This window comes from Flavobacterium sp. AG291 (assembly GCF_003350375.1).
Lineage (GTDB): Bacteria > Bacteroidota > Bacteroidia > Flavobacteriales > Flavobacteriaceae > Flavobacterium > Flavobacterium suzhouense.
The window spans coordinates 109,978-123,405 of sequence record NZ_QQAR01000010.1 but is presented as its reverse complement, the minus strand read 5'-3'; the positions used below and the strand labels follow the sequence as shown (position 1 = coordinate 123,405).

At 40.5% G+C, this 13,428-nt stretch carries 6 protein-coding genes; all 6 read right to left on the bottom strand.

Annotated features, from left to right (window positions below):
• Window positions 1-57: 57 nt before the first annotated feature.
• The 6 genes from DEU42_RS11780 to DEU42_RS11755 all read right to left on the bottom strand — a co-directional run bounded on the left by DEU42_RS11780 (window position 58) and on the right by DEU42_RS11755 (window position 13,419).
• Window positions 58-4,566: a gliding motility-associated C-terminal domain-containing protein gene (locus DEU42_RS11780; protein ID WP_233506668.1), complete on the bottom strand. Its 4,509-nt coding sequence runs from the start codon at window positions 4,564-4,566 to the stop codon at window positions 58-60.
• Entirely contained in the window at window positions 4,539-7,955 is a 3,417-nt protein-coding gene (locus tag DEU42_RS11775; protein WP_114758499.1) for a choice-of-anchor J domain-containing protein, read from the bottom strand. The genes DEU42_RS11780 and DEU42_RS11775 overlap by 28 nt, the downstream gene beginning before the upstream one ends.
• A 258-nt stretch (window positions 7,956-8,213) precedes the next feature.
• A complete protein-coding gene (locus tag DEU42_RS11770) occupies window positions 8,214-8,981 on the bottom strand; it encodes a zinc-dependent peptidase (RefSeq protein WP_114758498.1) in 768 nt (255 codons plus the stop codon).
• Between the two features lie 97 nt (window positions 8,982-9,078).
• The gene (glmS, locus tag DEU42_RS11765; protein WP_114758497.1) at window positions 9,079-10,926 is read right to left on the bottom strand and encodes a glutamine--fructose-6-phosphate transaminase (isomerizing); all 1,848 of its coding nucleotides are present in this window, start codon (window positions 10,924-10,926) and stop codon (window positions 9,079-9,081) included.
• Window positions 10,927-10,931: 5 nt separating this feature from the next.
• Window positions 10,932-12,593: a DUF4270 domain-containing protein gene (locus DEU42_RS11760; RefSeq protein ID WP_114758496.1), complete on the bottom strand. Its 1,662-nt coding sequence runs from the start codon at window positions 12,591-12,593 to the stop codon at window positions 10,932-10,934.
• Between the two features lie 19 nt (window positions 12,594-12,612).
• Window positions 12,613-13,419, bottom strand: coding sequence for a glycogen/starch synthase (locus tag DEU42_RS11755; RefSeq protein ID WP_114758495.1), 807 nt, complete (start codon window positions 13,417-13,419; stop codon window positions 12,613-12,615).
• Window positions 13,420-13,428: the final 9 nt, after the last annotated feature.

Here is a 13,428-nt window from a genome sequence, read left to right as displayed (position 1 = left end):
ATCTCTCGAATATATTTCCTGAATATTTAAGGGGAAATCTCTTCTAAATCAATCCTATTATTTATTGATGTAAATCCATCCGGTTTTGTTGCTTCCGTCAGCATTCTCGATACTGTAGAAGTATGTACCGTCAGGTAACTCATTACCGCTGTTGTCCTGGCCATGCCACTGTGTGGTATAACCCAACCCATGCTCAAATACTTTTTTACCATAACGGTTAAAGATCACAACACTCTTAACTCCTGTACCTGTAAGGTCAAGGTTATCGTTCATGCCATCTCCGTTCGGTGAGATACCTCGCTGAACATCACACATGATATTGTATACCTCATAAACAATCTCTGATGAGCAGTCGCCCGATGTAATCGTTACCGTAAAGGTTAACGGAAGTTCTTCCGAAGCATTTGCAACTGCATAGGCTGTAAGGTTAAGTCCTGCGTCGGTGCCTACCGTAGCTCCCGATTCGTCTTTCCATACATAGCTTGCTGCTTCAGCATCAAACGAGCCGTTTACAGCGGTAACAAACAACCAGCTGTTATTGTCCCTGCATTCCTGAGACACTTCTGCCTCAAGGCCTCCTACGATGGTAAGCGTAAAGCTGTGTGAGCCTCCTGCATTACATGTGTCAGCATCTGCATCGATAGTGTAAACAATTGTATAGGTACCCGGTGTACTATCGGTGATATTCATCTCTCCTGTAGTGGCATTTATAACCAACCCTGTAGTAGAGGTAAATGTACCTCCTGCAGTAAAGTCTGTTGCTGTATCAGGGAACGCATTGGCACTGCCATTGCAATAACTCTCTTCATAACTGAATGTAGTCACCGGCGTTACTCCTGCTACAAGCTCTATCGTAGCCGTAAAGGTTCCGCCATCAATACACTGCGTAGCATCAGCTGTTATGGTGTACACGATATCGTGGGTGCCCTCTGTTGCCGTTGTAAGATCTATAGCTCCTGTTGCAGCATCAACCGTCAGGGTTGATGAACTGAACGATCCGCCTGTTGTAAACAGAGCATCCAGTGTTGGTTCCAGTGTAGCAGCTGAATTGATACAGCTTGGTGTCGGGTAACTAAATGTTGTTACCGGCGCTGCAAGCGCATTGACAACCACACTTACTGTTGTGCTGCCTGCCTCAAGGCAGTCTGCTTCTGCAACTGTATACGTAACATCATAAGAACCTGTCTGTGCCGTGGCAAGATCAATCTCTCCTGTTAGTGGATCGATTGGAAGTCCTCCCGTGGCACTGAATGTTCCTCCTGCATAGAAGTTAGCCTCTGTTGTTGGTATTGGGTTTGCTCCTGCAATACAGTATTCCGCCGCATAGGTAAATCCGGTTACAGGAACTGTTGGTTCTGCAAGAGCAACCTGGAAGGTATAGCTTCCTGCATTCATACATCCTGCAAGGGTAGTATCTTCTATAATAGTATAGGTAATATCGTGGGTACCTGCTGTTGCAGTAGCCAAATCGATCTCTCCTGTCAGAGGGTCTACTGTTACTGTTGCAGACGTATAGGTTCCTCCTGTGGTAAATCCTGCGCCGGGAACCGGAAGCAATGCTGCTGTTGCGTTTAGGCAAACATTATTAGCATAGGTAAAGTCTGCAACCGGAGTGGTTGCTGCATTTACCGTAATGGTTACCGTTTGTGATGCCTCAGGATTACATCCTGTTGCAGCAACAGTATACGTTACATCATATACTCCTGCAGTAGCTCCTGCAAGGTCAATGGCTCCTGTAGTCGCATCAAGCGTAATGCCTGTTGCAGGAACTACCGTAAATGTTCCGTTTGCTGTTATAGCCGGATCTGGTGTGATTACAGGGTTAGCTCCTATAGCGCAGTATTCTGCCGCGTCGTAGCTGAAGGCAACTGTAGGAGTTTCTATCTGATTAACTTCTACATTTACCAATGCTCTCTGACCTTCACAACCCTGTGCATTAACATAGGCTACATAATAAGACGTGGTACCATCTGTAGCTGTAGAAGGTGTTGGAGCTGTCGCAAGTGCTGTACCTCCTACCGGCACATCATACCATACTGCTGTATATCCCGTAAGATCCGGCGCTGTTAATTGAGCAGCAACTGCCCCCACACAGTAATCTACCGGAGTAGTTACAACAGGAATTTCATCAACACCTGTATACTGAAGTGTAAGTACATCTTCGCAGTAACGTGTTTTCCATGTAAACGCATACGTACCAGGATTCATGAAGCCACTAATTGTTATATTTCTTGATGAAGGATCTGAAATAACAACCGGACCAGGGTTATCCTGAGCAGGAATCCATGTCCCTACTCCTTCTGCCGAAGCTGTATAGGTAGCATTAGCACAATCAAGGTTTTTGTTTTCCGAAGTAGCATTGATCTTGTTATTCGGAATAAAATTAGCAAGGTCAATAGTATTACCTGCAGAATTGTTTCTTGCCCTGAAAATAAACCTTGTAGTGGTTTGTCCGGCAGGAACTTCATAAGTACCCGTTACATAGTTCCAGCTACCGGTCGAGTTTACAGCTTTTACAAGTGTAAACGGACCTGATGGTGGGCCTGCGTAAAGATCCATATTACTGTTTAGTCTTCCTAAATGGGCAAAACTGTACAAGAACTCAGTAATCTCTGAACTGTCAATATCCTTGAATACACCCTGAATATTAACCATATCAGCAGGATTGTAAGCCGGAGGATTGTCACCGTAATTAAACCCTATACACTGATTCTGAGAATATGGGAGAAAAGCACCTGATGGTACATTTACTGAATTTAATGCTTCCCATATCCAGATGTTATCATTAGTAGCAATATTAGACCTCCATCCCGGTATTACCGTATGCGACACGTTAGATTCCCACGTACCACTATACTGTGGCAACATAGGCTCTTCAAAATCGTGGTTAATCGCATTTAAATTACACACATCCTGAGGCGTAGTAAGGCAAACATTGAATAGTCTTGTATTTACCACAGGTGCATTTAATGTTAAACGTACTTTATAAGATGTCCCAACTACAAGCTCAGACATATAACTTGTTACAAGCGCATTGTTGTTTACACAGCTAATCTCTGTAAGAGAAGTATCAGGGTTTACCCTGTACAAAGTCATTGTAAAATCAGGATATTTCTCAAAACCAAGGTTGTTTGATAATGTTACAAAAACATTTTCAGTACCATAAATATATTCTTCAAAGCCTATTGCTTTTATTATATGCACTTTAGATTCTGCCGTAAAGCTAAACCAGACATCACTTTGTTTTACCCCCGGACAAGCCAGCGCTTCCGATGAAAGCGTAGCATTCCTGAAACTTACTTTAGCAACATTATTCTGGCAATCCAAAGTGTTGTTAATTGGTAAAGCCATAGCATTGTTAGCACCATTGTTTCTTACAAAATCATACGGCCCGGACCAGTAACTTGTTTCACCTGCACCACATACAGCTCTAACGAAATATTCGTATGTCGCCACATTAGCATCAAGAAAATCAGCAGCAACCGGAGTATATGACGGTGTATTTACAATTGTACCCGACTGAGGTAACGACTGGTTATCCAGCGGCTGAACCGCTACTTCCCATTGTGTTTCAGTGCCGCCTGCCGTCCACGAAAACTGGCCGTTCTCTGCAGTCGTTAAAGCCGTAGGCTGAGGACAGCTTATCGGTCCGCACTGAGCAATACCCGTATATACAACAGATTTTAGTGGACCAACACCCATTGGACTTGCCCAAACAGTTATACCGTCTGAATTTAACAGCGATACCTGATATTGCGCATACTGTGCGGGAGCAAACCCCATTGTATCAAAGAACAATTCAAATTCCCCACCATTACACAGGAATATTGGTGTAGACACCGGAGTATTACCCCCTGCAAATGCAACATAGTGGGTCTTCATTGAATTTTGGAAAACACTTATACCTGTTGAAGCAGTTCCATTACTTGTTAATACAAGCGTATACTCACATGCGCTCTCAGCATCACATTTGGTAATTGCCTCAACCGGGCCGGACCATATACTTTGTGAAGTCGAAGAACAAATATTGCGGACATATACTTTATAGTTGCTGCTCGCTGTAAGTCCATTTACCGTAAACGGATTTGTAGTTGCTGTATGAATGTATTGAGAAGGAATAGTTCCGCTCGTTACATCTACATTATAAGGAACAACTGCCACCTCCCAAGCTGATTGTGTCCCCGCAGTTTCCCACTGCACTACCATTTGAGAATCGGTAATATTGTTAGGATTAACCACCACGTTAAACGCTTCCGGACATGCCGGAATAGCCTCTATATTTACATTGTCAATCATAAGCATTTGCCCTCTATAACTTCCAGTAGAAGCATGAGGCGGTACGCGGAACGCGATATAAATATCACCCGATACAGGCAAATCGATTATTTTCTCTTTATAAACTATATTATTTATAATTACCGGATCAGCATCCGAGTTATAAATCATAGTGGTAAAATCAGCTGGGTTATCACCGGTAGTCGACACTAAAATATTAAGATCTTCAATATAACCTTCTTCATAAACCCTGTAATAATATCTTAAGCGGTAATTTGCCGGAACAGTGATTTTAGGCGTAATAAGCCAGTCGTTATTAGCACCATTGTTTCCCGTAAATAGGGCAGCTGCGTGGTTGCCTTCATAAGGAGCAATACCACTATCCAGACTCCATTATCAGAATCATTATTTGCATTAATTACTTTCCAGCAAGCCTCAGATACAGAGCCATCATTAAACGTTTCAGTAAACGGAGCGGTATAAACCTGAGTACATGTTGTTGTAAAGTATTTTGGGCCTACCCAAAGACTGTTAGAATCATCACACAGTGCCCTTACAAACAACTGATATTCCGTTCCCGGAAGAAGGTTAGTAGCCTGATAAGAGCTAGTAGATACTACTGTAGGATTAAGGTTAGGATCACCCGAGCCTAATGGTAAAATAGATACCTGCCATTGCGTCTCAAGGTTACCTGCTCCCCATGCAACATCTACACCATTAGCAGTAACATTAGTAATCGCTAAGTTTAGTGGCGAAGGACACGCAGGTGCATCTTCTATCTTAACGTTATCAATATTAAGAACCGTTGCAACCGGAGGAATTATAAATGTAGGCGGCACCCTAAATGCAATATACACAGGTCCTGTTGCAGGGAAATAAACAGTTTTTTGGAGCGCCGTTGTATTTGTAATTTCAAATAAAGGTATCAGTTCCGTAAAACTCGATGGATTATTATCTGTAGTTGAGATAAGCACCTGACAGCCAAAACGCGCTGCAGTAGTCAGAATCATAGCCGAAGAATAGTCAAAAGTAAGCTTACCATAACCATTGATCTGGATAGGTGGCGAAATTAACCAATCATCAAATCCGGCAGGCTGCTGAGCAAGAGGTACAGACAATGAAGCATTTGTAGTACCAATTGCAAATTGTCTGGCATCATTATTAGCATTGTTTATTGTCCAACAGAATTTAACTGATTCCGAATCGGTATCATTAAACGTTTCTAAAAACGGAAGGCTCATTACAGAACAGTCTGTGGTAAATGCTACCGGCCCTACCCACTGGCTGGTTCCAAAAGCACCACAAGTAGCCCTTACAAACACTTCGTATTTAGTTGAATGATCTAAACCTGTTGCCGTGTAAGGGTTTGAAGTTACAACAGTACCACTTTGTGTCGCAAGCGGTGTAGCAAGATATTCTTCCTGTACAATTACTTCCCACTGTGTTTCGGTATTACCCGGCGTCCACGAAAACTGAGCTGTATTTGTTGTAGCATCAACTACAGTAATAGCTGTTGGATCCGGACATGCCGGCATATTCTCGATAAATACATCGTCTATATTTATCCTTGTAGCATTACTTCCAGCACCCGGTGTTACAACAAAAGCAATATTTATAGGTCCCGTAATAGTTGGCGATAAATTAATAACCATTTCCTGATTAGCAGTATTAGATATTGCCGTTTCAGGTAAAAGGATAGTCGTAAAATCATCTACCCCAACACCTGTTTGGGATAATCTTACAGAGTATTTAATAGTTCCGCCTGTTGCTTTGTATTTATAGCGCACCCTCATTTGAGCGCTTGCTGCACTTACAACCTGTGGACTTACAAAATAATCATTGTTATTATTCTGGAATGTACTTGTTAGTATCGTTGCCGATTGTGTTAAATACGACCAGGTAACCGCATCACTATTTGCATCAATAACGGTCCAGCAAGGTGCCGGAGCAGATGCCGTAGCCGTTGCAAAATCCTGAGAATATGGCGTATTAAAAGTAGTACACTGTGTAGTAAATTTATAGGCTGTGCTCCAGTTACCCGGAACACCTCCGCATACCGTACGAACATAAAGATCATATGCTGTACCTGCAGCAAGACCTGTATTGATAAAGTTATCTATGTTAGTAGTAGTTTGGGTTCCGGTAGAAGAAGCTGTTGGCGCTGCCGATCCCGAAGTCTGAACCCTGTACTCCCATGTATTGTAAAGATTCCCCGGATTATCCCACGAAAATCTAACACTATTTTGCAATAAGTTTTTATACTTAAAAACTGCCGGTGGAGCACAAGCTTCTGTCTTAACCGTCAGCGTAAATATAATACCTGCGTTAGCAACTAACGATGAAGAAACAACTATAATATAGGTTTGCCCCGCCTGTACATAAAGGTTAGGAATAGACTTAGGAGTTGCCGCTGCAGAGGTATTATTACCTCCTAAACATTGTACACCTACATTAGAACATCCTTCATAAACAAACACCCCGGTTATATGGTTAAAACCGTTTTGCCCACTATTGGCAGTAGTCATGTTTGTAACAGTGATTACACCATTCTGGGTTGGCGTGTATGAAAAGAAAGCTTTAGCACCATTAAGGTAATTTGCCGTTAGTGATGGAGAAAGACAACTTGAGCCCTGATTCGCATAAGTTACAGATGCATTCTGGAAGTTACTTAGGTTGTTCGTGTAAGTGTATGTTGTTCCGTTTGCAGGAATAATGAGAGGATTTGAACAAGCCGACCCCAATAGTGCCGTTGTAAATGTAGTGCCCGAGGTCGTTATCCAGGCACTGCTGGATTGTGAACAAATGGCTTTCACATAAGCCTTATAAGCGGTACCACCTGTCAAACCCGTAGCAGGATAGGAAAATGAAGTGCCTGCACCTGTTACAACAGAACCTACTGCCGAAGCTCCCGGAGCAGCTAAAGATGCATCCTGAACAATAACCTGAAACTGGGTAGCCGTTGGATGTGTCCAGTTTATTGTTGCTCCTGTTATAGAAATTGCAGAAGCTGTAATTGTAGTTGCCACAACAGGATTACAAACCTGTGCCGTTTGGAGGTTAACATTGTCTATAAACCAGGTATCAGCATTAGGCGTTGCCGCATTTTGGTTATTAACCAATACAAATGCAACATAAATATTAAGTCCCTGAATGGTGGGCGGAATAGGAATTACCTTTTCTTCATAAACATTACCATTACTTAGCTGTGCTTCTGTATATGATGCAAGTGTAGTAGTATAACTTGTTATATCGGTAGGGAGTGCGGTAGAAACACGAACCTCATAAACATTACCATAATCAGTAGTACTTGATTGCTTTGTAAAAAAACGAAGCTCACTGTTAGTAGGCACATTTATTTGTGGCGTGATTAGAAAATATCTTGCAGTGTTTCCGTTTCCGATATTTTCAGATGAGGGGTCAATAAAGGCCGCCCCGGCACTTCCCAGATAACCATCCGGAGAGGTAGTGTAAGCTGTTGTCCCAACACCATTGTTTGCCTGAGCCCATGTGACTGGTATACCGGTATCAAAGTTTTGAGTAGCCAACTGCCCGTAGCCAACCGTTGAAATGAAACTTAAAAGCAACAACAGGCAAAGTCGTCCTATAGTGCCTTTAAGATTCAAAAAACGACCGACACCAAAGCCAAAGCCGGGCGAAATGTCTAATAATTTTTGATTCATAGTTTAATAGTTTAATTTAGTTAACTATCAAACATACGAATAATTCGACAGAATAATTCTACCTATATATAATAAGCCTTTCCAAAAAGGCGAATTTTAAAAGACAAAAATTAAAATTAAACTCCTAATTACAAACATATTAACCTTTAAGAAACCTGTTTTTAAAAGACAAGCATCTATAATAACCATCAGAAGCAGGCAAATGAGCTGATTTTAAGATTTTTTTTAATAAAATTCTCATTGTCATAGTCATGATTTTTATCTCTTAGGATAAAAACAAGACTCCAGCATTGTATAGATTTCAGGGTGTTTAGCCTGCAATAAGTCGGGACGCTCAAAAAAATATTCGGATACCACAGCAAAGAATTCAGCCTGTTTTGTTCCTGCATATTTTCGTATGTCCGATTCATCATCGTTAATTTCTTCCATGGTTTTGTGCATTAAATCTACCCATGGAATTACATACTGATGCCCTAAAAGTAACTCAGGAATGCCATCGGTAGCGCCATCCATTTTATCGATCAGATGTACAAATTCATGAATACCTGTGTTATTTTTATCGCTAGTATTATCAAAACCCGCATATAATGCCTTTCTGCTCAGTATCATTTTCTTTTCAAACCTTCCGCTGCCTACCAGCCCTCCTATGTTCCGATCCTTATCAGAATTAGCAAACTGCATATCTTCATCAAAATAATCCGGGTACAGTAAAACACCTGTAAGGTTAAAATAGTGCCATTCGGCAAAGCCAAAGACAGGTATTACTGCACTTGAAGCAATTAATAGCTTATCCAGATCGTTAATTTCAAGACCAACCCCATCGATATAAGTTTCACCTAAAAACTGAAGGATACGCTCGCGGAATTCAGGCTGTTTTTCTTCAGGCAGGTCACGGTAAAAACGCACATGCTCTTGCAACAGGGTTTCCCACTCAGCAGAAAACGTTTTTACCGTTTTGGGTTTAGATGTATAATAAAAGTAAAAGCCGACAATTACAGCAACTACCAGAAAAATGGCAAAAAACATAAGTTTTGATTTAAAATTAAAGATAAGAAGGAAATTGAATAAATAAAAAAGCGGCTAAGTTACCTTAACCGCTTTTTCAATTTTATATTTTCAATGATTATTCTACCGTAACCGACTTCGCCAGGTTTCTTGGCTGGTCTACGTTACACTCTCTCATTACCGCAATATGGTAAGAAAGTAATTGTAGTGGTATTGTAGTCAATAGTGGCGATAAAGCATCAGAAGTAGCCGGAATCTCGATTACGTGGTCCGCTAAGGCTTTTACCTGAGTATCACCTTTAGTTACCACAGCAATAATTTTTCCGCTTCTCGATTTTATCTCCTGTATGTTACTTACAATCTTATCGTAGTGCTCCTGTTGCGGTGCGATAATGAATACAGGCATCGACTCATCGATAAGTGCGATAGGTCCGTGTTTCATCTCAGCCGCAGGATAACCCTCCGCATGAATGTATGATATTTCTTTTAATTTAAGAGCTCCTTCAAGTGCTACCGGGAAGTTATAACCTCTACCCAGATAAAGTGCGTTAGGCGCATCCTTATACACAGCAGCAATAGTCTGCGCTACAAGGTTAGTTTCTAAAGCCTCAGCCACTTTTTCAGGAATAAGCTCCAGTTCCTGCAGGTATCTGTGGAAGTCTGAATTATTCATGGTTCCCTTAGCCTGTGCTAGACGGAGTGCAATAAGCGTAAGCACTGTAATTTGTGTGGTAAATGCTTTGGTAGAAGCCACACCAATTTCAGGACCTGCGTGAGTATAAGCACCTGCATGTGTTTCACGAGAAATAGATGAACCTACCACATTACACACACCAAATACAAATGCTCCCTGCTCTTTAGCCAGTTTTATAGCCGCAAGGGTATCAGCTGTCTCGCCTGATTGCGAAATAGCGATAACTACATCCGTTGGCCTGACGATAGGGTTTCTGTATCGGAACTCCGATGCATACTCAACTTCTACAGGAATACGTGCAAATTCTTCAAAAATATACTCTGCTACAAGACCGGCGTGCCAAGAAGTACCACAGGCAATGATAAGTATCCTGTCAGCATTAAGGAACTTCTGAAGGTTATCTTCAATACCTGCCATTTTAATAAGTCCTTCATTGGCATGAAGCCTTCCTCGGTATGTATCTTTAATAACGCTTGGCTGCTCATAGATCTCTTTAAGCATAAAGTGGTCATAACCTCCTTTTTCAATCTGCTCAAGATTCATTTGAAGCTCCTGAATATAAGGATCAACCAAAGTATCATCTTTAATCTTCCTTATCTTAAGAGGTTTATGCAGTCTTATAATTGCCATTTCCTCATCTTCAAGGTAAATAGCATTTGAAGTATACTCAATAAATGGTGAAGCATCAGATGCTACAAAGAACTCGTCTTTACCAACACCAATTGCCAATGGACTACCCAAACGGGCCGCAACAATCTCATTTGGTCTTTCTTTGTCAAATACCGCAATAGCATAAGCACCTACCACCTGATTAAGCGCCACCTGAACGGCTTTGCCAAGCTTAAGGTTATCTTGTTTTTTAACTTCTTCGATAAGGTTTACCAAAACTTCAGTATCCGTATCTGAATGAAATACATAGCCTCTTTTGATAAGCTCCTTTTTAAGCGGCTCATAGTTCTCGATAATACCATTATGAACAATCACAAGGTTACCAGAATTAGAAACATGCGGATGTGAATTCACATCATTAGGCACACCGTGTGTAGCCCAACGTGTATGCCCTATACCAATAGAACCATTTAATGATATTTCTTTCTCTGCCCTTGCTTCAAGGTCAGATACTTTTCCTTTCGTTTTTGAAAGTTTAAGGTCGGTACCGTCATAAAGAACAACACCGGCACTGTCATACCCTCTGTACTCAAGTCTTTTAAGACCTTTTATGATTACAGGATAGGCCTCTCTATGACCTATGTAGCCTACAATTCCACACATAACGTTTATTCTTTAGGTTTGCTATAATAAATTTCAAGCTTAACACCATTTTTTTCACTTCCGTTGCCATCCGCAGGAACATTGCTTCCATATAGTTTAGTTCCCAACAAATTTTGCACAGAAGAATAAGGAACATCTTTAACCTGGATATCTCCCTCAGTAAAAGGTGTTTTAAGCTTATAATTGGTTGTAATATTAATGTTATCAGTAACGACAAGACCTAGTTTAACATTGGTCGAATCGCCTTTAATAATGTTTTTGATATGATTGGTAAGTCTTATTTTATAAGCTATCCTCCCATCGCTAAGGGTATCGATGATACCTCCAAAATTATATTTATCCAATTTAGGGTTACTCTGATAAGTAGTCGCATCCATCGAATAGTCAATTATAGGTTTCCTGTTTTTAAGGTCATACAAGTATAAACGCCATGGAGCAACAACGTTTCTACTAGCATTTCCACCCATTCCATTCTCAGCATTATTATCCACATAAAAAACAAGATTAGCCTCGTTTATAAGAACATTGTTACCCGCACCCTTTCCAATAGTTTGTATAAGCTCATTGATTTTAGCATCATTTAAGCTAACAACAGCCATTGATCCGGCACCACCTTTTAAATACAATCTGTCATCTCCTAATGTAACATCGGAATTAGATACAGCAGTATTAAAATCAGTATTATATGTATTATCAAAAAAGTTTATTGTATTCCCTTTAAGGTTAAAGGTAACTGTTTTTCTTATACGTCCTTTTTCAAGATCAGGCCCGGCAGTTGTACCTGAAGTCAGCGCTTCATAATCACGCATTTTAACCGTAATGGTCCCCGAAGCAAAATCAGGGATATTCATTACAGCCTTATCAAGCTGTTCAACTTTAAAGTAAAGCCCCCTGAAATAATTTTTAAAGACAGTATTATTGATAAGGTTTCCTCTGTTAGCCTGGCTAAAGAACAATTCATTAAACCTCGCTGGGTCAAACTGAATATATAACCCCGGTTTTTTTCTTTCAACCACCTTATCAGTAACATTTCCGCTATCATCGGTTACTTTAGCGTCAATTCGCACTTCTTTTAGGCTAAATGTAGTATCTCCTTCGAACAATGGCTGACCTACAACCATGTTCTCTACCATAGCTTTGTCATCAGAGAAGTAACGCTGCGTATTATCAGTCGCTCCCGGATCAGTATCTCTTAAGTAATAACCATTTTGATATATCTTAAGATTGAACTTAGCTTCAGGATCGCCAAAAATATAGGTATTCAGACTATTCCCCCATTCATAAATCGTCTCTCCGTCTTCGCCCGCTTCCTTTGCAGTCGTATAATAAGGAATATATAAATATACCGAATCTACAACCGGCTCATAAAGTGTTGGGTTTTCAGAAGCCATTACCACCTGGGTAACAAAATTTGAAACGGTTTTACCAAAAACAGGATTATCATAAACCCCAAGCTGGTTCTGTGTCATGTTATTTGCCTGAACTGCACCTGTTGGTCTGTCATAAGCAACAACACTTACCTCTTCTCTTTCCATATCACTATGGATGTCGCCATCGATAACATCTGCCCCTAAAAGATTAAAGTCGTCGTCACACGATACAAAAAGCACAACACTAAACGCCGTTAAAGCAAATACGAGTTTCTTTAGAAATGAACTATTCGTCATTATATTTTTTTTAGATTTACTATAAAACCTGATTTCTATAGAAATTAGTATACGCCTCTGCAAATTTATCTTTGCCTACATACGGAAGGAATGGTTTTCCTGAAGCTTCAACAAACTTCACTAATTCATCAGAAAGGTTTTCAGACGCTATGATAACACCATCAGAATGTGCTATCGAAGCCTTCATAACATTGTTATAATCAGGAACTTCAAGCATCTTCACGTCGCTTTCAGGCACATTGTCAAACAATACCTTTTTAAGCATATCGTTATCCAGAGTACCGTCAAAAGACTGCCCGTATACCGATGTTACAATTTTTGTATCTGCAAAAAGTGCTTCGTTCTTATAATAATGTTTCATGTATACCGGAAGCATACCTGCAAGCCATCCATGTACGTGGATGATATCCGGCACCCAATTCAGTTTTTTTACTGTTTCGACTACCCCTTTTGCAAAAAAGATAGCTCTTTCATCATTATCCGGGTATAATACTCCGTCTTCATCGCTGAAAGTCGCTTTCCTCTTAAAGTATTCGTCGTTATCTATAAAATAAACCTGTATTCTCTCTTTAGGGATTGAAGCCACTTTTATTATCAGGGGCATATCCATATCGTTTACCACCAAATTCATCCCTGATAATCGGATTACCTCATGCAATTGATGCCTTCTCTCATTAATATTACCATACCTCGGCATGAATATTCTTATCTGTCCGCCTTGATCATTGATCATTTTCGGTACATCATATGACATTAAAGAAACTTCATTCTCAGCCAAATAAGGCACTACTTCAGATGATACATACAATATCCTCTTATCCTCCATGTTAAAACT

Coding starts and splice junctions, on each gene's coding strand:
- DEU42_RS11775 (WP_114758499.1), bottom strand. CDS start 7,955: ATGAATCAAAAATTATTAGACATTTCGCCCGGCTTTGGCTTTGGTGTC.
- DEU42_RS11770 (WP_114758498.1), bottom strand. CDS start 8,981: ATGTTTTTTGCCATTTTTCTGGTAGTTGCTGTAATTGTCGGCTTTTAC.
- glmS (WP_114758497.1), bottom strand. CDS start 10,926: ATGTGTGGAATTGTAGGCTACATAGGTCATAGAGAGGCCTATCCTGTA.
- DEU42_RS11760 (WP_114758496.1), bottom strand. CDS start 12,593: ATGACGAATAGTTCATTTCTAAAGAAACTCGTATTTGCTTTAACGGCG.
- DEU42_RS11755 (WP_114758495.1), bottom strand. CDS start 13,419: ATGGAGGATAAGAGGATATTGTATGTATCATCTGAAGTAGTGCCTTAT.